Source organism: Oceanimonas aquatica, from assembly GCF_030732065.1.
Classification (GTDB): Bacteria; Pseudomonadota; Gammaproteobacteria; order Enterobacterales; family Aeromonadaceae; genus Oceanimonas.
In genome coordinates, this window is the sequence record NZ_JAVBHX010000014.1 from 1 (window position 1) to 22,924 (window position 22,924).

The window sequence follows — 22,924 nt, forward strand, 5'->3', positions numbered from 1 at the left end:
TTGCCAAATCGAGACCAATGAGCGTAATGTTCATAGTGGACACCTTTTGTGGATATTTGAGCCTCAACCCAAATATGGCGCATCGCGACGCCGGTTACACAAGAGGTGTCCATCTCATCATCCCTGTACGCTCCGTCACGCCATCCTTGGCGTGAAGGGCACGGCGAAGCAGACACCCTTTGCCCTCCTTGTTAATCACCGAGCTGCCTCTCGTTCCCACACTGCTCGTGACTCGTTCCCACGCTCTGCGTGGGAACACATACCGTTTATCCTGATATTTGCACAGGCGCTCAAAGACTTGTTACCGGTGAAGTAGTGCCTTTGTTCGACCTCCGTACAGTTCTGCAGACACCCCTAATGCGTTAAAGGCATAAAAAATCATTTTTTATTATTATGTGGCTATATGGCCCGCGGTTTATAGTTAGCCTGTCTATCGTTATTTGCGGAGCCGGCCATGGAACACCTGCCTCTTTTTATCAGCATTGAACAACGCCCCTGCCTGGTGGTGGGGGGCGGTGCCGTGGCGGCCCGCAAGGCCCGGCTGCTGCTGTCCCGGGGTGCGCGACTGACTGTGGTGGCTCCCGAACTCTGCTCCGAGCTGGAACAGCAGCTGCCGGAGTTTGAGTGGCAGCAGGCGCCGTTTGCTGAAGCGCACCTGGATGGTCAGTTTCTGGTGGTCACCGCCACCGACAGTGCAGAGGTAAACGCGCAGGTGTACCAGCTCGCCAACCGGCGCGGGATCCTGGTCAACAAGGCCGATGACAGCAAACGTTCGGCGGTGATCTTTCCGTCCGTGGTCGAGCGCTTTCCGCTGCAGGTGGCACTCAGCACCGGTGGCAAGGCTCCCTGGCTGGCCCGCCTGCTGCGCGCCCGGATCGATGCCCTGCTGCCATCTCACTGGGGTGCGCTGGCGGAAGTGGCCGGTCGTCTGCGCCAGCGGGTGAAGAACACCCTGGGCAGCAGCGACGAACGCCGCCGTTTCTGGGCCCGGGCTCAGGATGACAACACCCTCAATGCCTTTCTCAAGCATGGCAATCTGGCCGCCGCCGAGCGCTGGCTGCAGCAGGAAGTTCAGCAGCCTTCAAAGGGAGAGGTGATCCTGGTGGGCGCGGGCCCCGGGGATCCGGATCTGCTGACCGTAAAGGCCCTGAATGAACTGCAAAAGGCCGAGGTGGTGCTGTACGATCAACTGGTGTCCGACGAGATCCTGGCGCTGATCCGGCCCGAGGCGGAGCGGATCTCCGTGGGCAAAAAGGCGGGTAACCACAGTGTGCCCCAGGATCAGATCAACCAGCTGCTGGTGGATCATGCCCTGACCGGCAAGCGGGTGGTGCGCCTCAAAGGCGGCGATCCCTTTATGTTCGGACGCGGCGCGGAAGAGCTGCAGACCCTGGTGGAAGCCGGTATTCGTTACCAGGTGGTGCCCGGCATCACCGCCGCCGCCGGCGCCACCGCCTATGCCGGCATTCCGCTGACCCACAGGGATCATGCCCAGAGTGCGGTATTCATTACCGGTCACTGCAAAAAAGACGGTGAAGAGCCTGACTGGGCCAGCCTGGCCAGTGGCCGCCAGACCCTGGTGATCTACATGGGGCTGATGCGCTCGGCGCACATTCAGCAGCGCTTGCTGGAGCACGGCCTGAGTGCCGCCACGCCGGTGGCGCTGATCGAGCGGGGCACAACGGCGCAGCAGAAGGTGGTGCGGGGCCAGCTGAACGCGCTGAGCGAACTTGCCACGCGGGTGGAAAGCCCGGCGCTGATGGTGATTGGCTCGGTGGCCAGCCTGGCCGACAGCCTGGCCTGGTTCAATACCGGTGCCGATAATCTGGAAGCCCCCCTTGAGCGCGCCGGTTAAGCGCCACTCTCCTTTTGTTCCAGCTGGCCCAGCGGGGCCAGCAACTCCATCAGATCCGTGACATAATCCTTTGGCGCCGTCTCTGCCATCAGGGCAGCGAGCTCGTTGCCAATGCCGGTAAAGCGGTAATACAGCAGCCGTACGCCTCGGCGCCGGGTACTGAGCTGCAACCGCCGGCCGCCCAGCACCAGTCCCAACGGAGGACTGGCGGTCAGCTCTCCCGACTCCAGCTCGGTCTGGTGCAACAACCCCAGTTCAAACAGCTGCATCAGCCCCGCGTAGGGCAGCCGGTATTTGCCCGGGCTCAGTTTCTGCTGACGCAGCCCCTGCCACAGCCCCTTTTGCCGGTAGCCGAGGATCAGCCGTAAATTGTCATCGCCAAAGTGACAGCCCAGGGCGCCGGCCTTTTGCAGCAGCAAGGCATCCTTCTGGGTCATGCGCCGGAGGCAGCTCAGGGCCTGCACCGAGCAGCGGCCGGGCTGGGCGATCTCCCGGACCAGTATGCTGGCCCAGAATTGTTGCATGGCCGGATGACGGATGTTCTCGGCCAGGGCCAGAAAGTGGCTCAGCCAGTCCGGATCCGGCTCGCCACCCACCTCGCTGCTGCACTGCTCATGGGCCTGGCGCACTATGGTTTCCAGGTTTTTCTGGCGGGCGGCTTCGTCCAGTTGCTGACGCATGCGGTAACGCTCGCCAAAACTGTGGGGCGAATCGCCGTGCAGCAGGCCGGCCAGGCCCCGTTGCTCGGCGAGCTCCCGCAGCAGGTGTTTGCTGTTTTTAATCCGCGGATCCTGACTGGGTGGTTTGGCGATCATGAACGTCGATTCAGCTTGTTAATTATGTTTTCACCATGTTAAAATTCGGCTGCAATATTCGAAAGGAGCACCGAATGCAAAAAGACAAGTCCAGGATGACTTGGTTGCTTCTGTTCATCGGCTATGTCTCAAGCCTCGGGATCCTCGCCGTCATGATATAGGGCAACCGGTCAAACTGCATACAGCATAAGGCCCGTTCAGGGCCTTGTCATCAGTGATTATTGAAAGACCGGCTGACCGCCACACAAACAAAAAAAGAGCACCGAAGTGCTCTTTTTTTGTATTCGCTTTTTGTGCAACAAGGCGAAGTTATCAGGCCTTGTTGTGACGCTCGGCGGAAGCCAGAATTTCGGCTTCGGCGGCGGCCTTGTCTTCCCAGCCGTCTACCTTCACCCACTTGCCGGCTTCCAGTTCCTTGTAGCGCTCAAAGAAGTGCTTGATCTGGGCCTTGAGCAGCTCGGGCACATCGTTGATGTCCTGAATGTGGTCGTATTCCTTGGTCAGCTTGCTGTGGGGAACGGCGATCACCTTGGCGTCTTCACCGGACTCGTCGGTCATCTTCAGCACGCCTACCGGACGGCAGCGGATCACGGCACCGGGCACCAGCGGGTGCGGGGTGGGCACCAGTACGTCTACGGGGTCGCCGTCCAGAGACAGGGTCTGGTTTACGTAACCGTAGTTGCAGGGGTAGAACATGGGAGTGGCCATGAAGCGATCCACGAACACGGCGCCGGTGTCCTTGTCGACTTCGTACTTGATGGGATCGGCGTTCTGGGGAATTTCGATAACTACGTAGATATCTTCGGGCAGGCTCTTACCGGCCGGTACCAGGTTCAGGCTCATGACGTTTCCTTGTGTATAGTCAGTTGCGGACTTGTGAATCGAGTGTACCACCGCGGCCGCTTTGCATCTGTTATACAAATGGGTAACGGCGATTCGTGGCCGGCATTATAACCGGGCTGTCGTGTCAATCGCCAGAGCAGTGCCCAAAGTGCCGGCGGATTGCTAGAATGGCGGCACTTTCCATTGCCGAAGGCAGTCTCATGCACATTCATATTCTCGGTATTTGCGGCACCTTTATGGGCGGACTGGCGGTGCTGGCCCGCCAGCTCGGCTACAAGGTCACCGGCAGTGACGCCAATGTTTATCCGCCCATGAGCACCCAGCTGGAGCAGCAGGGGATCGAATTGATCGAAGGCTATGATCCAGACCAGCTGGATCCATGCCCGGATCTGGTGGTGATCGGCAATGCCATGAGCCGGGGCAACCCCTGCGTGGAAGCCGTGCTCAACCGGCGCATTCCCTATACCTCCGGTCCTCAGTGGCTGCTGGAGTATGTGTTGCAGGATCGCTGGGTACTGGCGGTGGCCGGTACTCACGGCAAAACTACTACCTCCGGCATGCTGGCTCATATTCTGGAAGACTGCGGCCTCAAGCCCGGCTTTTTGATCGGTGGCGTGCCCGGCAACTTCGAGGTGTCAGCCCGCCTGGGTGACGCGCCGTTTTTCGTGATCGAGGCGGATGAGTACGACAGCGCCTTTTTCGACAAACGATCCAAGTTTGTGCATTACCGCCCCAGTACCCTGATCCTCAATAACCTTGAGTTTGATCATGCGGATATCTTCCCTGATCTGGCGGCGATCCAGCGACAGTTCCATCATCTGCTGCGCATGGTACCCGGCCATGGCCGCATTCTGATGCCCACCCATACGCCGGCGCTGGAAGTCGTGAAGGACATGGGCTGCTGGAGCGAGCTGGAATATGTGGGCGAAGACGGCCTCTGGCGCGCCGAGCTGCTGACCGCCGATGGCAGCCGTTTTGCGGTCTGGCTCGACAACGAGCGGGTGGGTGAGGTGAGCTGGCCCTGCATGGGCGAGCATAATGTGCACAACGGCCTGATGGCCCTGGCCGCCGCCCGCCATGCCGGCGTGCCGGTGGCCGAGGCCATCACCGCCCTGTGCGGCTTTGTGCCCCCCAGGCGGCGCATGGAGCAAAAGGGCGAGGTGGCCGGCATTCGGGTATGGGACGATTTTGCCCATCACCCTACGGCCATTGCCACCACCCTGGCCGGCCTCAAGGCCCGCAGCGAAGGTCGCCGTGTGCTGGCGGTGCTGGAACCCCGTTCCAATACCATGAAAATGGGCATACACCAGCAGGAGCTGGCGACTTCACTGCAGCAGGCGGACGCCACCTACCTGTTTCAGCCAACCGGGCTGGAGTGGGATCTGCGTGCGGTGGCCGGCGCCTGCCCACAGGGACAAGTGTTTGACGAGCTGGATGCTCTCATTACCGCCTTGGTGAATGAGGCGAACACCGGCGACGAAATTCTGGTCATGAGCAACGGTGGCTTTGGCGGTATTCACGGCAAGTTGCTGGCGGCGCTGGAGGTGGCCCATGGTTGAGTATGCCCGTCATCAGCAGATAACCCTGGCCCTGAGTGGCGCCTCGGGTGCGCCCTATGCCCTTGCCTTGCTGGAGTGTCTGGTCAAGGCCGGCATGCAGGTGCACCTGCTGGTCTCCAGTGCCGCCCGGGTGGTGCTGGCCACCGAGCAGGGCGAGCAGTGGCCGGGCAAGCCGGAGCAGTTGTCCGATTATTTGTGCGAGCGTTACGGCGCCGCTCCCGGCCAGATTCGGGCCTACGGCAAGGAAGAGTGGTTCTCGCCGGTGGCCTCGGGCTCGGGGGCGCCCCGGCGCATGGTGATTTGTCCCTGCTCCATGGGCACGGTGGCCTCCATTGCCAGCGGTGCGTCCGATAATCTGATCGAGCGCGCCGCCGATGTGGTGATCAAGGAAAAGGGTCAGTTGCTCCTGGTGCCCAGAGAGTCGCCATTATCCGAGATCCACCTGGAAAACCTGCTCAAACTGGCGCGACTGGGCGTGACCATCATGCCGGCGGCGCCGGGGTTCTATCATCAGCCCAAATCGATCGAGGATCTGGTCGATTTTATGGTGGCGCGGATCCTGGATCACTTGGGTGTGGATCAGGATCTGGTCTCTCGCTGGGGTTACGGCCAGAAAACCCAAGCTTGAAGCTGGAAGCAAAGCCAGTTGTCTGTAGGTACAGTAAAGTTCGTCGGCCAAAGCGGACTGCTTCTCCGGCACGCCGTGAACCCATCCATGGGGGCTCCACTGCGCCATCCATGGCGCAGAGGGCGCGGCGAAGCAGACACCCTTTGCCCTCCTTAATTGAGTACCGAGCTGACGGTTAGCCTTCAACAGGCGGCTCTGCAGTTTCACGAAGCGGCAGGGCGGATTGCCGGAGCCGACCGTCACATGCCATGGATGGCATGTGCCGAGCGTCCCACGGAAGGGCTTGAAGCGTGTCGGCGGAGCGCAACCGCACTGCTGCTTCGCATGGCGAGCCCACTTTGTGCACCCTGGGCGGAATTCCGCTAAAATACGGCTTTAATCACAGCCGGGTGTTATTAACCCGAACGGAGCAGTAACAATGAAACACCGAGTGGATGTGCTGATCGGCACCGATGAGGTCAATGCCAGAACTCAGGCGCTGGGCGAACAGATTAACACCCACTATCAGGGCGTCGACGAAGTGGTCATCGTGGGCCTGCTGCGGGGCTCCTGCATCTTTATGGCCGATCTGTGCCGCCAGCTCACCGTGCCGGTGCGGCTCGACTTCATGACCGCTTCCAGCTATGGCAACAGCATGGACAGCAACCGGGATGTGCGCATTCTCAAGGACCTGGACGACGAGATCCACGGCAAGCACGTACTGATTGTGGAAGACATCATCGACACCGGTTACACCCTGAGCAAGGTGAGAGAAATACTGTCTCTGCGCAGCCCGGCGTCACTCACCATCTGCACCCTGCTCGACAAGCCCGACCGGCGCGAGGTGCAGGTGCCGGTGGACTGGGTCGGCTTTACCATTCCCGATGAATTCGTGGTAGGTTACGGCATCGACTATGCCCAGCTGTACCGCAACCTGCCCTATATCGGTAAAGTGGTACTGCTCGAATAGCGCACCTTCTTTGTCTCGAACATATTCAATTCTTTCATATGCCTGGTCTCTGTCCAGGCATATGTTTTTCATACGGAGTGAACATGACCAAAGCACTGGAGATCCAGGGCCTGCGCAAAACCTACGCCGGTGGTGTGGAAGCGCTCAAGGGCATTGATCTCGGCGTGGAAGCGGGCGACTTCTACGCCTTGCTTGGCCCCAACGGCGCCGGCAAGTCCACCACCATCGGTATTATTTCTTCCCTGGTGAACAAGAGCGGCGGCACCGTGCGCGTGTTTGGCCACGACATCGACACCGAGCTGGAACAGGCCAAGTCCTGCATCGGCCTGGTGCCTCAGGAATTCAACTTCAACCAGTTTGAAAAAGTACGGCAGATTGTGGTTAACCAGGCCGGCCTTTACGGGGTTGAGCGCAAGGAGGCCCTGGCTCGGGCCGAGCGTTACCTCAAGCAGCTTGATCTGTGGGACAAGCGGGATCTGCCGGCGCGCACCCTGTCCGGCGGCATGAAACGCCGGCTGATGATTGCCCGGGCCCTGATGCACCAGCCCAAGCTGTTGATCCTCGATGAGCCCACCGCCGGGGTGGACATCGAAATTCGCCGGGCCATGTGGGACTTCCTAAAGGAGATCAACGCCGAAGGCATCACCATCATCCTCACCACCCACTACCTGGAAGAAGCCGAAATGCTGTGCCGCCATATCGGCATTATCGACAAGGGCCGGCTGGTGGAAAACACCACCATGAAGGGGCTGCTGGGCAAGTTGAATGTGGAAACCTTTATTCTCGACCTGGCCGCCGACTGTCGCGAGCCCTTCCTGTCGGGCTTTAACTGGCAGATGGTGGACGACCACACCCTGGAAGTGGAAGTGAAGAAGGAGCAGGGGCTCAACGGCGTGTTTGACCAGCTTAACGAGCAGGGGATTCGCGTACTGAGCATGCGCAACAAGGCCAACCGGCTGGAAGAGTTGTTTGTGACACTGGTAGAGCAGGGGAGAAAAGCATGAACGCCAGACAGTATTACATCGCCTTCAAGAGCATACTGCACCGGGAAATCGTGCGTTTTACCCGTATCTGGGTGCAGACCCTGGTACCGCCGGCCATTACCATGACCCTGTATTTCGTGATTTTTGGCAACCTGATCGGCAGCCGTATCGGTGAAATGGGCGGCTATTCCTATATGGCCTTCATCGTGCCCGGGCTTATCATGATGTCGGTGATCACCAACTCCTATTCCAACGTGGCCTCGTCGTTCTTCAGCAGCAAGTTTCAGCGTAATGTGGAGGAGCTGCTGGTCGCACCCGTGCCCACCTATGTGATTATCGCCGGTTATGTCGGTGGTGGCGTGGTACGGGGCCTGCTGGTGGGACTGATTGTCAGCCTGGTGTCGCTGTTTTTCGTCGATCTGCAGGTCAGTCACCTGTTCAGTGTGATCTTTACCGTGTTCCTGACCGCCGTGCTGTTTTCACTGGCCGGGCTGCTCAATGCCATTTTCGCCCGTACCTTTGACGATATCAGCATTATTCCCACCTTTATTCTGACGCCGCTCACCTACCTGGGCGGCGTGTTCTACTCCATCGATCTGCTGCCCGACTTCTGGCAGGGCGTGTCTCACGCCAACCCGGTGCTCTATATGGTGAACGCTTTTCGCTACGGCTTTCTGGGCATTACCGATGTGCCCCTGACCGTGGCTTACGGCATTATTATCGGCTTTATCGGCGCCTTCTACGCCGCTGCCTGGTATCTGATCCACACCGGCCGCGGCCTGCGGCACTGATTGCGGCCCGCTTCTCCTGACACAAAAAAGGCAGCCATTTGGCTGCCTTTTGTTTTCACCGCAGAAGAAAACCGGTGTTCAGGCCAGCTGCAGCGGAATGTTCTTGCTGGTGCGGACGATGTTGTTGTCGGCGTCCAGATAGACCAGATTCGGGTCGTAGGACTCGATCTGCTGCTCGCTCATCGGCGCATAGGCGCAGATGATGATACGGTCGCCCACGGCGGCCTTGCGGGCGGCGGCGCCGTTCAGGGAGATCATTTTCGAGCCCCGCTCGCCGGAAATGGCGTAGGTGTGAAAACGTTCGCCGTTCTCGATGTTGTAAATGTCGATCTGCTCGTATTCACGAATATTGACTGCGTCCAGCAGATCCTGATCGATGGCACAGGAGCCTTCGTAGTTGAGCTCGGCGTGGGTAACCCGGGCCTGGTGCAGTTTGCCCCTGAGCATGATGCGTTGCATGTCCATGTTTAGCTTGTCTCCGTCAATGTTCAGCCCGGTGGGGCTTGTGGTTTTGCGACAGTGCCCGAAGAGAGGGGGGCTCCCTTCCTGCAAAACCTGAGTGTTAACTACAGGGGCACTACCTGATTGTCGATCAGTCTGGCCTTGCCCAGAAAGGCGGCCATCAAAATTACCACTGCCCGGCTGTTGTTGCTCAGCGGGGTCAGGGTGTCGGCATCCACCATGTCGATGCCGTCGGTGCGAAAACCGGCATTATCGAGCCGGGTGCGGCCATCGGCCGCCAGCTGCACCAGATCCCGCTCGCCGGCGGCCAGGCGTCCGGCCAGCCAGTTCATGGTGGCGGCCAGTTCGGGTGCCAGCGCCCGTTCGGCCTCGGTCAGGTAACCATTGCGCGAGCTCAGGGCCAGACCGTCGTCGGCACGCACCGTGGGCACACCGATGATCTCCACCGGCAGGTTCAGATCCGTGGTCATTTTACGGATCAGCGCCAGCTGCTGGTAGTCCTTTTCGCCAAAGCAGGCCAGGTCGGGCTGTACCAGGTTGAACAGCTTGCATACCACTGTGCTGACGCCGTCAAAATGACCCGGGCGCAGGGCGCCTTCCAGTACCTCGGACACACCGGGCACACTGACTTTGGTCTGTTGTTGCTGGCCGTTGGGGTACATCAGCTCCGGAGTGGGAGTAAACACCAGCTCCGCGAGCTCACCCAGGCGCTCGCAATCCTGCTCCAGGGTACGCGGGTAGGCATCCAGATCCGCGGCCCGGTCAAACTGCAGGGGGTTGACGAATATGCTCACCACCACCTTATCGGCTTTTTCCCGGGCCCGGCGTACCAGCTCCAGGTGGCCGTCGTGCAGGTTGCCCATGGTGGGTACAAAACCGATACGCAGGCCGGCGCGGCGCCATTCGGTAATGGTGGCTCTCAGCTGTTCAATGGTACTGGCCAGGTGCATGGCAATTCCTCAGTTAAAGCTGTGCTCGGGACCGGGAAAGCGGCCGTCGGCCACCTCGGTCACGTAGGCCTCGATGGCGGCCTTCACATTGCCGCTGTCGGCCAGAAAGTTTTTGGTAAATTTGGGTACGTAGCCGCTGGTCAGCCCCAGGGCGTCCTGCATCACCAGCACCTGGCCGTCGGTGTCGGCCCCGGCGCCGATGCCAATCACCGGAATGGACAGCATGCGGCTGATGTCGGTGGCAAGCTGGCTGGGCACGCATTCCAGTACCAGCAGCTGAATGCCGGCGGCTTCCAGCGCTCTGGCGTGATGCTTGATCTGCTCGGCCTGCTCGGTCTCGCGGCCCTGCAGCTTGAAGCCGCCGAACACGTGCACCGACTGGGGCGTTAGCCCCAGGTGGCCGCACACCGGCACGCCCTGGCGGGTCAGTTGTTTCACGGTGTCGGCGAGCCAGTCACCGCCTTCCAGCTTCACCATGTGGGCACCGGCGCGCATCAGGGCGGCGGCGCTGGCGCAGGCCTGCTCGGGGGTGCTGTAGCTCATGAACGGCATATCGGCGACGATAAATGCCTTTTCGCAGCCGTTGGCCACGCAACGGGTATGGTAGGCCATGTTGTCCACGGTCACCCCCAGGGTGCTGCTTTCGCCCTGCAATACCATGCCGAGGGAGTCGCCAATGAGAATGGCGTGTACCCCGGCCTGCTCAAACAGGGTGGCAAAGGTGGCGTCGTAGGCGGTGATCATGGCGATCTTGTCCCCGGCCTGCTTCATGGCCTGCAGCCGGGCGGTGGTGATTTTGCTCATGTTGGTTCCTGTTACTGCTCGGGCAGTGGAGTCATGCCGTTAAGCGGGCATTGTTGCAGCAGGGAGGAGAGGCTGGTGCCACAGGGCAGGATCAGGCCGGGAGCCAGATCCGCCAGCGGGTAGAGTACGAATTCCCTTTGCTTCATGCCGTAGTGGGGCACGGTCAGGCGCTCGTCGTCGATGCGCTGCTCGCCATAGAGCAGCAGGTCGAGATCGAGCGCCCGGGGGCCCCAGCGTTCGTCCTTGCGTACCCGGCCTTCCCGCTGCTCGATGTCCTGCAGGGCGTCGAGCAGGGCGAGGGGGGCCAGGGTGGTGTCAAACACCGACACGCCGTTGATGTAGTCCGGCTGATCTGCCGGGCCCATGGGCTTGCTGCAATACAGCGCTGAGTGACGCAGGCTGCCGGGGGCAGCCAGTGCCTCCAGCGCCTGCTGGGCGGCCCGAATGCGCGCCAGCGGCTCATTCAGGTTGGCGCCCAGGGCCACGTAGACGGTGGTCACGACTCTTTTCTCCGGCGCGGCCGACGACGGGGGCGCTTGCGGGGTTTGCGCTCGCCACGTTCGTCGTTATCCCGCTGGTTGTTGCGGCTCAGCTGCTGGCGGTCTACGGGGTTGGCCTGCTGAAACTCGGTCCACCATTCGGCCAGCTCCTTCAGGCGCGGGTCCAGCTCGGCCCGCAGCAGCAGGAAGTCGTAGCCGGCGCGAAACTTGGGATGCTCCAGCAGGCGGAAGGGGCGCTTGCCGGCGCGCTTGGTGAGCCGGTCCTGCAACTGCCAGATGTCGCGCACCACGGTACTGAAGCGGCGTGGAATGGCCACGCTTTTCACCTGGCGGCCAATCACTTCGTCGGCGGCCAGCATAAAGGCGTCGTGGTAGCCCAGGCCGCCTTCGTTGACGAATTCCTGGGTGCGGGTTTCCACCGGGCCCCACAGCAGGGCGGCGTAGAGGAAGGCGGGGGTCACCCGCAGATCCTGGGCAATGCGGTCATCGGTGTTGGCCAGGGCCAGCTCAATGAAGCGGCCGTAGCGGTTATTGCCCCGCCCCATGACCTCGGCGGCTTCCGGGAACAACGGCGCGAACAGGCCGTAGTGCTGCAGCTGGCGATAGGTTTCCACGCCCTGGCCGGCGAGCAGCAGCTTGAGGGTTTCCTCAAACAGCCGGGCCGGAGGAATATCGGCCAGCAGCGGCGCCAGCTCCTTGATGGGCGCTTCGGTACGGGGGCTGATGGACAGCCCCAGCTTGGCGGAGAAACGCACCGCCCGCAGCATTCGCACCGGGTCTTCCCGGTAGCGGGTTTCCGGATCCCCAATCAGCTCCAGGCGACGGGCCTCCAGATCCTTCAGGCCGCCGGCAAAGCCGTGCACGGTGAAGTCGGCGATGTTGTAGTAGAGGGCGTTGACGGTAAAGTCGCGGCGCTCGGCGTCTTCCTCTATGGTGCCGTAGACGTTGTCGCGCAGCAGCATGCCTTCCTTGGACTGGGAGGAAAGGTGCTTGCTGTTATTGACGCTGTGGTGGTGGCCACGGAAGGTGGCCACCTCGATCACATCACGGCCGAACAGCACATGGGCCAGGCGAAAACGGCGTCCCACCAGACGGCAGTTGCTGAACAGCCCCTTGATTTGCTCGGGCGTGGCGTTGGTGGCCACGTCAAAGTCCTTGGGCTGGCGCCCCAGCAGCAGGTCGCGCACGCCACCACCCACCAGGTAGGCCTCATAGCCTCCCTTGTTCAGGCGGTAGAGCACCTTGAGGGCGTTTTCACTGATTTGTCGGCGCGAAATACCGTGCTGGTCGCGCGTCAGTACCACGGGTTGCAAGGGCAACGCCTCCTGTTGTCGGGTCAGCAGCTTTTTACAAAAGCCGGCAATCTGGGAAAAAATGGGACACCTCGCGGGGCTCGGGGTTGAAAAATCGGCGCACTATGATAACGCAGGGCGCTGAAAATGCGAACTGTCGGCGTAATCCAGCTCAATCTGTGGTCCTTTGGGCACTCGTTCCAGCCGCCAGTTGGGTACCGCCCAGGCCAGTAATTCCGCCGCTCCGGCACCAAACAGCTCCGCCGGTGGCTGCTGACCGAGAAAGGCCAGGGCCTGCCACAGGGCGGGGCCCGGCGCCCGGTTGTCGAGCGGTGGTGCATGGTTTTGTTTCGACAGCTTGTGGCCGTCGTGCACCGCCAGTGGCAGGTGCAGCCAGGCCGGCTCGGGGGCCTTCAGCAGCCGGAAAAGCGCAATCTGGCGTACCGTGGGCTCCAGCAGATCGGCACCGCGCACCACTTCGGTGATGCCGGCATCCATGTCGTCGATCACCACCGCCAGGTTGTAGGCATAGAGACCATCGCGGCGGCGCACGATAAAGTCTTCTTCCGCCAGCCGTTCGGCCACGCACACTTCGCCCTGCAGCCGATCGTGAAAGTGATATACAGGCGCCGTCATTTTCAGCCGCACGGCGGCGCCTTCGGCGGGCAGGCCAAGGTTGCGGCAGTGACCGGTATACAGACCGCCGCGGGCAGCAATCTGTTTGCGGGTGCAGTGGCAGTGGTAGGTCAGACCGCGGCGGGTCCAGTGCTCCAGAATTTCCTGGTAACGACCGTGGCGCCGGCTTTGATACACCAGCTCGCCATCCCAGTGCAGGCCAAACGCCTCCAGGGTGCGCAGTATGTCGTCGGCGGCACCGGGCACTTCCCGGGGCGGATCCAGATCTTCAACGCGCACCCGCCATCGCCCCGCCTGGCTGCGAGCCTGCAGGTAACTGCCAAGAGCGGCAATCAGGGAGCCAAAATGAAGGGGACCGCTGGGGGAGGGAGCAAAGCGCCCTGTGTAGCGGTCGGGCGCAGTGGTGTTCATGCTTGAAGGGGCCGGTCAGTAACCGGCCATCTGCTTTTCCTTGATCTCGGCCAGGGTCTTGCAGTCGATGCACAGGTCGGCGGTGGGGCGGGCTTCCAGACGGCGAATGCCGATTTCCACGCCGCAGTGCTCGCAAAAGCCGAAGTCGTCGTCTTCGATTTTCTGCAGGGTCTTTTCGATCTTTTTGATCAGTTTGCGTTCCCGGTCCCGGGCGCGCAGTTCAAGGGCGAACTCTTCTTCCTGAGCGGCCCGGTCAACCGGGTCGGGGAAGTTGGCCGCTTCGTCCTTCATGTGGCCCACGGTACGATCCACTTCTTCGCGCAATTGATTGCGCCAGGCGCCCAGAATCTTGCGGAAGTGCGTTTTCTGCTCTTCGTTCATGTATTCTTCGTCGGGCTTGGCCTGGTAGGGCTCAACACCGGCAATAGCCAGAATACCGAGAGATTTTTTGGTTTCGACTGCTGGCATTCCGTATCTCCTAAAAAGCAAATATTGCGCCAACCAAATTTGAGAAGCGGCTATCTATAGCAGAAAGCATATTGGCAAAGCAATTTTACCGTGTTGTTTCTGCGAAAGTGGTCTTTGTACGGCACCGGCTGGTGCGTGCAAACCACTCGGACAACCCAAAGCGGCGGCATTCTCTTTGGTGAGCTCACCAGATGGGGGCGAGCCTTTCGCTTTTCAAGGCTGGAGCCCCGAACCTTGCTACGGTTACCATTTCATGTCATTCCAACAACTATAGGTATTATTTTGCGTTTTTCCTCCACCCTGGTCCGCGGGCGGCTGATCCAGCGTTATAAACGCTTTCTGGCCGACATTATCGTCGATGATCAGAAACTGACACTGCATTGCCCCAACACCGGCCGCATGACCGGTTGCGCCGGGCCGGGCTGGGCCGTGTATTACTCCACCTCCGACAATGCCAGGCGCAAGTATGCCCATACCTGGGAGCTGAGCCGGGACGATGCCGGCGATTTTATTTGCGTGAACACCGCCCGGGCCAACCAGCTGGTGGCCGAGGCGCTCGACGAAGGGCGCATACCGGCCCTGAGTGGTTACGATACCGTGCGTGCCGAGGTGCGCTACGGCGCCGAGAACAGTCGCATTGATTTTCTGCTTACCGGCCCCGGTTTGCCCGACTGCTACGTGGAAGTGAAAAGTGTGACCCTGCATGAAGGCGAGGGTAACGGCTTTTTTCCCGACACCCAGAGCCTGCGGGCACAAAAGCATGTGCGTGAACTGATGGAATGTGCACGGGCCGGGCACAGAGCCGTGATGCTGTTTTGTGTGCTGCATACCGGCATTGAGCGGGTCAGTCCGGCCGAGCACCTGGATTCGAAATATGCCGCTCTGGTCCGCGAGGCGGTCGCCGCCGGGGTGGAATGCCTGGCCTGGAAGGCGGACATCTCTCCCGAGGGCATGAGCCTGACCGAGCCGTTACCGGTTGAGGTTGGCGGTTAGGCCGTGCAATCTTGTCGGGCCAGAGGCACTACTTCGCCGGCACGCTGTGAATACATCCATGTACGCTCCGCTGCGCCTTCCCTGGCGCAGAGGGCACGGCGAAGCAGACGCCCCTTGCCCTCCTTGTTTCAGCACTGTGTTGTCAGACGAATAGTAACCGGCCGCTCCAGCAACATTTCCCTGATCCCCAGTCTCTATTCCCTGGAAGCAGCAAGCGGCCAGCGTTTGAGACAGTCATACACAGGCCCCTGGTCGGTCAGGGTGGAGCGGTACAGGCACAACGCCTGTGGCTGGTAATGAATCGGGGTGATGGCGGGCAGCTTGTCGGTTTTGCAGTGGCGAAACAGGGTGATGTGCGGGCGGTAGGCTCTGTGCGGTTTGCCAATGCCCAGGGCGCGGCATTTCAGCTCCACGGTGTCGGCCAGCGCCATTAATGCCGGTGGCGGCGTGCTGGGCCCCAGCCACACCACGCCGGCCCGGGGAAAACAGCCGAGCCGGTCCAGTTCCAGCGTAAAGCCGGGCAGGGGCAGGCGAGTCAGTTGTTTGAGCAGTGACGCCTGTTGTTCCGGGCTGCACTGACCGAGAAAATGCAGGGTCAGGTGCAGCTGTTCGGGCGGAATGCGCCGGCCGGACAGGGCCAGCCGGCGTTGCAGAGCTTGCAGTGCCGGAGCCAGTTCCTTGGCGGAAAAGGCCAGAAACAGCCGGTTGTCGTCGTTTGCCATGGTGACTCTCCTGGACAGGCTGCCGTCTGGCGCGCTCTGTTAACTCGCGGCGGCCACTTTTTCGTTGCCGGCATCATCATACCCCTGATAGTGCAGCGCTTGCTCGGGCGAAAGAGGCCGGGCAAACAAAAAGCCCTGGCCGTAATCACAGCCAATGTTACGCAACAGTCGCCGCTGTTGTTCGGTTTCAATGCCTTCGGCCACCACCTTGAGATCCAGCTTGTGCACCATGGCGGTAATGGCCTCCACCATTTGCTGATCAACGGGGCTGGTTTCCAGCTCCATCACAAAGGAACGGTCGATTTTCAGGGCATTGACCGGCAACTGGCGCAGTTGTGCCAACGAAGAATAGCCGGTACCAAAATCATCAATGGAAATGCGCATGCCCAGGCGCTTCAGGTCGCCAATCAGGGCCATGGCCAGATCGACATTTTCCATCAGCATGGACTCGGTAATTTCCAGCTCCAGCAGCTCGGGCGGCACCTTTAATCTCGTGAGCAGGGCTTCCACCCTGGTCGCGAAGTTTGCCTCACGCAACTGGCAGACACTCAGGTTTACCGCCACCGGCCGGGTGGTTTTCCCCGTCTGCATCTGCTGCTGAATGAACCGGCAGGCCGCCTCGAGCACCCAGTAGCCGATGGGCACAATCAGGCCGGTCTGTTCGGCGGTTTCAATAAAGCTGCCGGGGTTCTGCACGCCCTGCTCCGGTTGATCCCAGCGCAGCAGGGCTTCAAATTTTTCTGCCCGGCCGCTGGCCAGGGAAATGATGGGCTGAAACAGCAGAAAGAATTGCTGTTGTTCAATGGCCTGGCGCAGCGCTTTCTCCAGCCTGACCGAATAAAGCGCCTGTTCCTGCATCCGGGCATTGTAAAAGGAAAGCTGGTTCTTGCCCGAGCGTTTCGAGTCATACATGGCGAGATCGGCATTGCGCAATAGCTCTCCGCTGCTGGTGCCGTCTTCCGGTGCCAGGGTGATGCCAATGCTGGTGCCGACCACCGCCTCATGCTGCCCCAGCTGAACGGGCCTGCCGATATTGGCGAGGATCTTTTCGGCGATTTTTCGCACATTGTCGGCGTTGTTCACATTGACCAGCACGATGGCAAATTCATCGCCGCCCAGCCTGCCGACCAGATCCGTCTGCCTGACCGAGTCCTGAAGGCGCCGGGCAATCTCCATCAACAGCCGGTCGCCGTCGGTATGACCCGACGAGTCATTAATGCGTTTGAAATCATCCAGATCCAGATACATCAGGGCCAGACATTGCCCTTCGCGCCGGCCATTCAGAATGGCGCGATCCAGTTGCTCGGTGAGAAAGCGCCGGTTGGCCAGGCCGGTGAGGTCATCATTAAAGGCCAGCAATTCGAGCTGGGCGGTTTGCTGTTTGACCAGCTGTCGTAACCGTTCCGGCTCTCGCAGAATACGGTGCATCAGCAGTGCCACCAGAGTCGCGATCAGCGCACTGAAGAGAATACCCAGCACTACCGGCAGCGTGAAGCTGGCGGGGCGGCTCATGGCGATGGTCCATTCGCCATTGGGCACTCGAATGGCTTTGGTCACCTGCTGTTCATCCAGCTCGCGGGTGGAGCGGGCAAAAATATCCACCTGGCCGGTATCCGGGTGCCAGCGCGACAGTTCATAGGCATAGCCTTTTTGCTGCAGCTGATCCAGCTCGGTAAAGGCCAGCAGATCGTCCAGGTAAATCAGGGCCGTGGCAAAGCCCCAGAAATAGGGCTCGCCCTTTTGCTCCAGGAATACCGGGTTGCGGCCCACCATGCCCATGCGGCCCTGCACCAGCATAAAGGGGCCGGCCAGGCTCAGCTGTTTGCTTTCAATGGCCTGCCAGGCTTCCTTTTTGCGTTTGTCACTGTAAAGCAGATCATGGCCGATGCCCTTTTCATTACCTGCCAGCGGGTAGATTTGTTCGGTAATTCCGTTTGGGGCTAATTGAAGATTGGAGACGCCGCCCAGGGTTTGCATGACTTCTTCGGCAAACTTGTCGAAATCCCTGAACTGGCCGTTACTGCGCCGCACCTCCTGGGCAAGAATGTAGGTGGACGACAGCGAGCGGGTCAGGCGGCGCTCGATGGCGGCGGCCTGAACACCCACCACTTCTTCCATCAGCAGCCGCTGCTCCTTGCGGTCGGCCACTATGCTCAGGTGAGTGTAATAAACCCCTGCTGCAAAGATGCACACAAAGGCCATCAGGGTATACAGGCTGCTGAGCCGGAGTTTGGGCATTAATGTCTCTTACCTGGCATGCCAGGAGTGCTTGAATGTGGTGGTTTCGCGGTACCAGGCACGACCACTCAACAATGCCTAACTCAGCGTAACAACCCGCGTTGGGTTACCTGTATTCCACTATACACAATCTTCGGGGGGTGTTCCGTTTGAGCATTTTCTTGACGGCGACGGTCACACCGGTGGCGTAGTCCTTTGCATGGGCTTTTGGCACAATGGTGGGGTTTCAAGCCAGCCGAGTTATTCCGTGAACCAGCTACCCATTACCGAGGCATTGCCTCAACTGCAACAGGCGCTGACCGCCGGCCAGATCATCGTTGAGGCGCCGCCCGGCGCCGGCAAGTCCACCTGGCTGCCGTTGTGGCTGCTGCAACAGCCGGCCATTGACGGCCGCATCATCATGCTGGAGCCGCGCCGGCTGGCGGCCCGCAGCATCGCCCAGTACCTGGCCAGCCAGCTGAATGAGCAACCCGGCCAGACCGTGGGCTATCGCATGCGTGGCGACAGCCGCACCGGCAAACAGACCCGGCTGGAGGTGGTCACCGAAGGGGTACTGACCCGCATGTTGCAGGCGGATCCCGAGCTGGACGGCGTGTCTTTGTTGATCTTTGACGAATTTCACGAGCGCAGCCTGCAGGCGGATCTGGCTTTGGCCTTTGCCCTGGAGTGCCAGGCGCTGCGCGACGATCTCAAAATCATGGTGATGTCGGCCACCCTGGACGGCCTGGCCCTCGACACTCTGCTGCCCGAGGCCGAGCTGGTGGTCAGCCGGGGCCGCAGTTTTCCCGTGGAGCTGGAATACCGCCCCCGCAATCAGCACAGCCGGCTGGACGAAAGTCTGGGCCGGGCCGTGCTCGATGCGCTGGGCCGGGAAAGCGGCAGCCTGCTGGCGTTTCTGCCCGGAGAGCGGGAGATTCGCCGGGCCGAGGACTGGCTGAGCGCGCGCCTGCCCGATGGCGTTGAACTCCGGCCCTTGTATGGTCGTCTTTCCCTGACGGAGCAGCAGGCGGCCATCGCACCGGCTATAGACGGCCGGCGCAAGGTGGTGCTGGCCACCAATGTGGCGGAAACCTCGCTCACCATTGAAGGCATTCGCATGGTGGTGGACGCGGGGCTGGAGCGCCAGGCCCGCTTTGACCCCGAAGCCGGTCTCACTCAGCTGCAAAGCCGGCTGATCGGCCAGGCCTCGGCCACCCAGCGCGCCGGCCGGGCCGGGCGCCTGCAGCCGGGCATCTGCATACGGCTGTGGAGCAAGGAGCAACAGGAGCGGCTGGCGCCGCGCCGGCCGGCGGAAATTGAACAAAGCTGCCTCGCCGGTTTCGTGCTGGAATGCGCCGCCTGGGGCGCCGAGCCCGAGCAGTTGCCGCTGCTGACCCCGCCGCCGGCACCGCTGCTGGCGGTGGCCCGGGCTCAGCTGGAAGCCCTTGCGTTGCTGTCCGGCAATCAGCTCACCCCCCTGGGACGGCGAGTCTGGCAACTGGGTACCGAGCCCTGGCTGGGGCAACTGCTGTTGACTGCCCTTGACTGGCAGCAACAGGGCCACCACGGCGCCCTGGCCGACGGCGCCTGGTTGCTGGCGCTGCTGGAGGAAGGCCGGCCCGGGGATGGCCCCTTGTCGGGCCAGCTGCTGGCAGCCAAAGGACGGCTCAAGGCTGCCGCCCGGCGCTGGTTTGAGCGGGCCGGCCAGCCCATGGCCGAGCCCACCGGTGCCTTTGTGGGGCCGCTGCTGGCCAACGCTCGGCCCGAGTGGGTAGGGCAGCTGCGCAAGGGGCGCCGCTATGGCCTGGCCGGCGGCCTCAGCGCCGATCTGCCCGCGGCCAGCCCCCTTGCCGGCAAGGACTGGCTGGCGGTAGCGGCCCTGGGCCGGGGCGAGCGGGGCGTGTTTGTGCAGGCCGCCGAGCCGGTGACCCTGGCGCAGTTGCAGCGCTTTGTGCCGGAACGCTTCGGCGAGCGCGAGCAGCTGGAATGGGACGATGATGCCAACCGGGTGCGGGCCGAGCGCCACTGGTGCTTTGGCAACCTGGTGCTGAGAAGCACGCCGCTGGACTCGGTCAGCCCGGAGCAGCGGGCTCAGTGTCTGTTGCAGGAGCTGCAAAAGCGCGGCTGGCCGGCCTTGCCATTAGACGAAAAGGCCCAGCAAATATGGCTGCGGATGAAGCTTGCCGGACAAAAACTGGCCGACAAAGGCTTTGCGGAATGTGACGAAACAGCCTGGCTGGCGGAAGCGGAACACTGGCTGGCGCCCCATCTGCACGGGCTCGGGCGCTGGGACCAGCTGGCCAAACTCGACTGGAGTGGCATTTTGCTGAGCCGGCTGGACTGGTCACAGCGGCAATTGCTGGATACCCTGCTACCCGCTCACCTTGAGCTGGCCACCGGTACCCGGGCGGCCATTCGCTACCGGGAACAGGAAGATCCGGTATTGCCGGTGAAGCTGCAGGAAATGTTCGGTCAGGCAGGGTCGCCGCTGCTGGCCGAGGGCCGGGTCCCATTGGTGCTCGAGCTGTTGTCGCCGGCGCGCCGGCCGTTGCAGCTGACCCGGGATCTGGCCGCCTTCTGGGCCGGAGCCTACCAGGAGGTCAAAAAGGAAATGCGCGGACGCTACCCCAAACACCCGTGGCCCGATGATCCCGCCAACACGGCGCCGACCCGGCACACCAAAAAATACATGAAGCACTGATTATGGCAAAAAAGACAACCCGCAAGACCCGTAAAAAGCCGGTCAAGAAACAGCGCCGCTTCGGCTGGGGGCTGATGCTCAAGCTGGCCCTGGTGGGCGCCGTGCTGGTAGGCACCTTTGGCATTTACCTCGACAGCCAGGTGCGCACTCGCTTTGAAGGACAGAAATGGGCGCTGCCGGCACTGGTATACAGCCGGCCGCTGGAGCTGTTCCCGGGGCAGAAGCTGTCTCATGCGCAGATGCTGCGCGAGCTGCAATTGCTGAATTACCGCAAGGTGGCCAGTCCCTCGCGCCCCGGCGAATATGCGGTCAGCCGCAATCGCATCGAGATCCACCGGCGGCCGTTCAACTTTTCCGATGGCGCCGAGCAGGCCCGAACCCTGCTGTTGAGCTTTGATGGTCAGCGTCTGAGCCGCATGCAGAACCCGGATAACGGCCGGGAGCTGGGCTATGCGCGCATGGATCCGGTGCTGCTCGATCGGCTGAATGTGGACGAGCGGGAAGATCGGCTACTGGTGCGCCTGGATCAGGTACCCGCGCTGCTGGTACAGGCGCTGATCACCGTGGAAGACCGGGACTTCTACCAGCACGATGGGGTATCGCCGCTGGCGATACTGCGCGCCCTGGTGGTCAACATCAAGGCCGGCCGTACCGTGCAGGGCGGCAGCACCCTGACCCAGCAGCTGGCCAAGAACTTTTTTCTGAGCCAGGACCGCAGCCTGTGGCGCAAGGTGCAGGAAGCCTACATGGCGCTGATCATCGACTTTCGCTACGACAAGGACGAAATACTCGAGGCCTACCTCAATGAGGTGTACCTGGGCCAGAACGGTGCCAAGGGCGTGTACGGCTTTGGCCTGGCCAGTTATTTCTATTTCGGCCTGCCCATTAACGAGCTGAATCCGGATCAGATGGCGTTGTTGGTGGCGCTGGTGAAAGGGCCCTCGTTTTACGATCCCTGGCGCAACGCCGAGCGGGCCCGGGACCGGCGGGATCTGGTGCTGCGGCTGCTGGCCAACGAGGGCCATATCGATCGCCAGACCTATGAACGGGCCAGCAGCCGTGATCTGGGACTGATCGAGCGGGGCCGCATGGGCTATGGCCGTACGCCTGCCTTTATGGGCCTGCTCAAGGATGAGCTGAAAACCCGCTTTGGCGCCGAGTTTCTGAACCAGAACGGGCTGCGTATTTTCACCAGTCTGGATCCCATTGCCCAGCATGCCGCCGAGCAGGCGGTGGCCGAGCAGCTCAAGCAGTTGCGCAGCCGCACCAAACGCAAGGATCTGGAAGCCGCCATGGTGGTGTCCAACTGGCGCAAGGGCGAAGTGAGCGCCGTGGTGGGGGGGGCCGATCCGTCCTTTGCCGGCTTTAACCGGGCGCTGTCGGCACGACGGCCCATCGGGTCGCTGATCAAGCCACCGGTATATGCCCTGGGGCTTGAGAGCGGCTATCGCCTTTCCAGTCCGCTCAAGGACGAGCCGGTCACCCTGCGCAGCGCAGGCGGCCAGGTATGGCGGCCCAAGAACTACGATCGCCAGTATCGCGGCAGTGTGCTGCTGGTGGACGCCCTGGCCAAGTCGTTAAACGTGCCCACGGTAAACCTGGGCATGGCGGTGGGCCTGGATAATATCGTGGATGGCCTCAAGCGCATGGGCGTGGAGCAGCCGATTCCACCTTATCCCTCCATGCTGCTGGGCACCCTGGAACTGACGCCCTTTGAGGTCAACCAGCTGTATCTGACTCTGGCCAATCAGGGGCTGTATCAGCCACTGACCTCGATTCGTGCGGTGCAGGATCAGGACGGTGAGCTGCTGTATCAGCACAATGCCCGGGCCAGCCGGGTGCTGAAGCCGGAAGCCGGCTATTTGGGGCTATATGCCATGACCCGTACCGTGGCCGGGGGCACCGCCACCCATCTGGCGGCGCGTTTTCCCAATCGGGTAATGGCGGGAAAGACCGGTACCACCAACGATCTGCGCGATGCCTGGTTTGCCGGTCTTGACAACGAGGAGCTGGTTACCACCTGGGTGGGTCGGGACGATAACGGCGTCACCGGTCTTACCGGTGCCAGCGGTGCCCTGCGGGTGTACAGCCGCTATCTGGACGGTCGGGGCGTGGATTCCCTGGAGCTGGCCCCGCCGCCGGGCATTGATCAGGTGAACTTTGCCCTGAGCGATGGGCAGCCTGCCGATCCCCGCTGTGAGCAGACCCGGCTGCTGCCGGCGCGCACCGCCGGGCTGCCGCCCATGCGTGGTTGCCAGCCGTCGTTGCCCGAGTTGCCTTCCGGCGAGCAGGTGGGGGACTGGCTGCGGGATATCTTCAACTTCGCCCGCTGAATGTTGGGGTGA

20 protein-coding genes are annotated in these 22,924 nt (G+C 61.5%); 9 read left to right on the forward strand and 11 right to left on the reverse strand.

Going from position 1 to position 22,924, the window contains the following annotated elements:
* Positions 1–454 precede the first annotated feature (454 nt).
* The gene (cysG, locus tag Q9290_RS15520; protein ID WP_306080554.1) at positions 455–1,855 is read left to right on the forward strand and encodes a siroheme synthase CysG; all 1,401 of its coding nucleotides are present in this window, start codon (positions 455–457) and stop codon (positions 1,853–1,855) included.
* On the opposite strand, the gene Q9290_RS15525 is transcribed toward cysG, so the two are convergent.
* Together Q9290_RS15525 and ppa are read right to left on the reverse strand one after the other, a co-directional pair.
* Positions 1,852–2,670 carry a TIGR03899 family protein gene (locus Q9290_RS15525; protein WP_306080555.1) on the reverse strand — a complete coding sequence of 273 codons (819 nt, stop codon included), beginning with the start codon at positions 2,668–2,670 and terminating at the stop codon, positions 1,852–1,854. The two genes, cysG and Q9290_RS15525, sit on opposite strands and share 4 nt — an antisense overlap.
* 312 nt (positions 2,671–2,982) lie before the next feature.
* Entirely contained in the window at positions 2,983–3,513 is a 531-nt protein-coding gene (ppa, locus tag Q9290_RS15530) for an inorganic diphosphatase (protein ID WP_228213064.1), read from the reverse strand.
* Between the two features lie 200 nt (positions 3,514–3,713).
* Between ppa and mpl the strand changes: the two genes are divergently transcribed.
* The 5 genes from mpl to Q9290_RS15555 all read left to right on the forward strand — a co-directional run bounded on the left by mpl (position 3,714) and on the right by Q9290_RS15555 (position 8,423).
* Positions 3,714–5,072 (forward strand): UDP-N-acetylmuramate:L-alanyl-gamma-D-glutamyl-meso-diaminopimelate ligase, encoded by a 1,359-nt coding sequence (gene mpl / locus Q9290_RS15535; RefSeq protein WP_306080593.1) that lies wholly within the window; start codon positions 3,714–3,716, stop codon positions 5,070–5,072.
* Positions 5,065–5,700, forward strand: a complete 636-nt coding sequence (locus Q9290_RS15540; RefSeq protein ID WP_306080556.1) for a flavin prenyltransferase UbiX — start codon at positions 5,065–5,067, stop codon at positions 5,698–5,700. The genes mpl and Q9290_RS15540 overlap by 8 nt, the downstream gene beginning before the upstream one ends.
* Before the next feature lie 418 nt (positions 5,701–6,118).
* Positions 6,119–6,649: a hypoxanthine phosphoribosyltransferase gene (hpt, locus tag Q9290_RS15545; protein WP_306080557.1), complete on the forward strand. Its 531-nt coding sequence runs from the start codon at positions 6,119–6,121 to the stop codon at positions 6,647–6,649.
* An 83-nt stretch (positions 6,650–6,732) separates the two neighbouring features.
* Positions 6,733–7,653 carry an ABC transporter ATP-binding protein gene (locus Q9290_RS15550; RefSeq protein WP_306080558.1) on the forward strand — a complete coding sequence of 307 codons (921 nt, stop codon included), beginning with the start codon at positions 6,733–6,735 and terminating at the stop codon, positions 7,651–7,653.
* Positions 7,650–8,423 carry an ABC transporter permease gene (locus Q9290_RS15555; RefSeq protein ID WP_306080559.1) on the forward strand — a complete coding sequence of 258 codons (774 nt, stop codon included), beginning with the start codon at positions 7,650–7,652 and terminating at the stop codon, positions 8,421–8,423. Before Q9290_RS15550 ends, Q9290_RS15555 begins: the two co-directional genes overlap by 4 nt.
* Before the next feature lie 78 nt (positions 8,424–8,501).
* Here the strand turns inward: Q9290_RS15555 and panD are convergent, their stop codons facing one another.
* From panD to dksA, 7 genes are all read right to left on the reverse strand, one after another.
* Entirely contained in the window at positions 8,502–8,888 is a 387-nt protein-coding gene (gene panD / locus Q9290_RS15560; protein WP_425435404.1) for an aspartate 1-decarboxylase, read from the reverse strand.
* A 101-nt stretch (positions 8,889–8,989) separates the two neighbouring features.
* A complete protein-coding gene (gene panC / locus Q9290_RS15565; protein ID WP_306080560.1) occupies positions 8,990–9,835 on the reverse strand; it encodes a pantoate--beta-alanine ligase in 846 nt (281 codons plus the stop codon).
* 9 nt (positions 9,836–9,844) lie between these two features.
* On the reverse strand, positions 9,845–10,639 hold the full coding sequence (gene panB, locus Q9290_RS15570) for a 3-methyl-2-oxobutanoate hydroxymethyltransferase (RefSeq protein WP_306080561.1): 795 nt from the start codon (positions 10,637–10,639) through the stop codon (positions 9,845–9,847).
* An 11-nt stretch (positions 10,640–10,650) separates the two neighbouring features.
* Positions 10,651–11,139: a 2-amino-4-hydroxy-6-hydroxymethyldihydropteridine diphosphokinase gene (folK, locus tag Q9290_RS15575; protein WP_306080562.1), complete on the reverse strand. Its 489-nt coding sequence runs from the start codon at positions 11,137–11,139 to the stop codon at positions 10,651–10,653.
* Complete coding sequence (gene pcnB, locus Q9290_RS15580) at positions 11,136–12,482, reverse strand: polynucleotide adenylyltransferase PcnB (RefSeq protein WP_306080594.1); 1,347 nt, start codon at positions 12,480–12,482, stop codon at positions 11,136–11,138. Before pcnB ends, folK begins: the two co-directional genes overlap by 4 nt.
* 72 nt (positions 12,483–12,554) lie before the next feature.
* The gene (gene gluQRS, locus Q9290_RS15585) at positions 12,555–13,478 is read right to left on the reverse strand and encodes a tRNA glutamyl-Q(34) synthetase GluQRS (protein WP_306080563.1); all 924 of its coding nucleotides are present in this window, start codon (positions 13,476–13,478) and stop codon (positions 12,555–12,557) included.
* A gap of 15 nt (positions 13,479–13,493) precedes the next feature.
* Positions 13,494–13,946, reverse strand: a complete 453-nt coding sequence (gene dksA / locus Q9290_RS15590; protein ID WP_014291256.1) for an RNA polymerase-binding protein DksA — start codon at positions 13,944–13,946, stop codon at positions 13,494–13,496.
* A 282-nt stretch (positions 13,947–14,228) separates the two neighbouring features.
* Between dksA and sfsA the strand changes: the two genes are divergently transcribed.
* Positions 14,229–14,939, forward strand: coding sequence for a DNA/RNA nuclease SfsA (gene sfsA, locus Q9290_RS15595; RefSeq protein WP_306080564.1), 711 nt, complete (start codon positions 14,229–14,231; stop codon positions 14,937–14,939).
* Between the two features lie 194 nt (positions 14,940–15,133).
* Here sfsA and thpR read toward each other — a convergent pair whose 3' ends face one another.
* Entirely contained in the window at positions 15,134–15,661 is a 528-nt protein-coding gene (gene thpR, locus Q9290_RS15600; RefSeq protein WP_306080565.1) for an RNA 2',3'-cyclic phosphodiesterase, read from the reverse strand.
* Between the two features lie 39 nt (positions 15,662–15,700).
* The gene (locus tag Q9290_RS15605) at positions 15,701–17,899 is read right to left on the reverse strand and encodes a bifunctional diguanylate cyclase/phosphodiesterase (RefSeq protein ID WP_306080566.1); all 2,199 of its coding nucleotides are present in this window, start codon (positions 17,897–17,899) and stop codon (positions 15,701–15,703) included.
* Positions 17,900–18,146: 247 nt separating this feature from the next.
* Here Q9290_RS15605 and hrpB point away from each other — a divergent pair, with 247 nt between their 5' ends.
* Entirely contained in the window at positions 18,147–20,579 is a 2,433-nt protein-coding gene (gene hrpB, locus Q9290_RS15610; protein WP_306080567.1) for an ATP-dependent helicase HrpB, read from the forward strand.
* A gap of 2 nt (positions 20,580–20,581) precedes the next feature.
* Entirely contained in the window at positions 20,582–22,912 is a 2,331-nt protein-coding gene (mrcB, locus tag Q9290_RS15615; protein WP_306080568.1) for a penicillin-binding protein 1B, read from the forward strand.
* The last annotated feature ends 12 nt before the right edge of the window (positions 22,913–22,924 follow it).

Bases quoted from the DNA above. Each gene is read 5' to 3' on its own strand.
- ppa (WP_228213064.1), bottom strand. From the start codon at position 3,513: ATGAGCCTGAACCTGGTACCGGCCGGTAAGAGCCTGCCCGAAGATATC.
- cysG (WP_306080554.1), top strand. From the start codon at position 455: ATGGAACACCTGCCTCTTTTTATCAGCATTGAACAACGCCCCTGCCTG.
- Q9290_RS15550 (WP_306080558.1), top strand. From the start codon at position 6,733: ATGACCAAAGCACTGGAGATCCAGGGCCTGCGCAAAACCTACGCCGGT.
- mrcB (WP_306080568.1), top strand. From the start codon at position 20,582: ATGGCAAAAAAGACAACCCGCAAGACCCGTAAAAAGCCGGTCAAGAAA.
- panD (WP_425435404.1), bottom strand. From the start codon at position 8,888: ATGGACATGCAACGCATCATGCTCAGGGGCAAACTGCACCAGGCCCGG.
- dksA (WP_014291256.1), bottom strand. From the start codon at position 13,946: ATGCCAGCAGTCGAAACCAAAAAATCTCTCGGTATTCTGGCTATTGCC.
- Q9290_RS15540 (WP_306080556.1), top strand. From the start codon at position 5,065: ATGGTTGAGTATGCCCGTCATCAGCAGATAACCCTGGCCCTGAGTGGC.
- Q9290_RS15525 (WP_306080555.1), bottom strand. From the start codon at position 2,670: ATGATCGCCAAACCACCCAGTCAGGATCCGCGGATTAAAAACAGCAAA.
- Q9290_RS15605 (WP_306080566.1), bottom strand. From the start codon at position 17,899: ATGCCCAAACTCCGGCTCAGCAGCCTGTATACCCTGATGGCCTTTGTG.
- Q9290_RS15555 (WP_306080559.1), top strand. From the start codon at position 7,650: ATGAACGCCAGACAGTATTACATCGCCTTCAAGAGCATACTGCACCGG.
- panB (WP_306080561.1), bottom strand. From the start codon at position 10,639: ATGAGCAAAATCACCACCGCCCGGCTGCAGGCCATGAAGCAGGCCGGG.
- panC (WP_306080560.1), bottom strand. From the start codon at position 9,835: ATGCACCTGGCCAGTACCATTGAACAGCTGAGAGCCACCATTACCGAA.
- hpt (WP_306080557.1), top strand. From the start codon at position 6,119: ATGAAACACCGAGTGGATGTGCTGATCGGCACCGATGAGGTCAATGCC.
- mpl (WP_306080593.1), top strand. From the start codon at position 3,714: ATGCACATTCATATTCTCGGTATTTGCGGCACCTTTATGGGCGGACTG.
- thpR (WP_306080565.1), bottom strand. From the start codon at position 15,661: ATGGCAAACGACGACAACCGGCTGTTTCTGGCCTTTTCCGCCAAGGAA.
- gluQRS (WP_306080563.1), bottom strand. From the start codon at position 13,478: ATGAACACCACTGCGCCCGACCGCTACACAGGGCGCTTTGCTCCCTCC.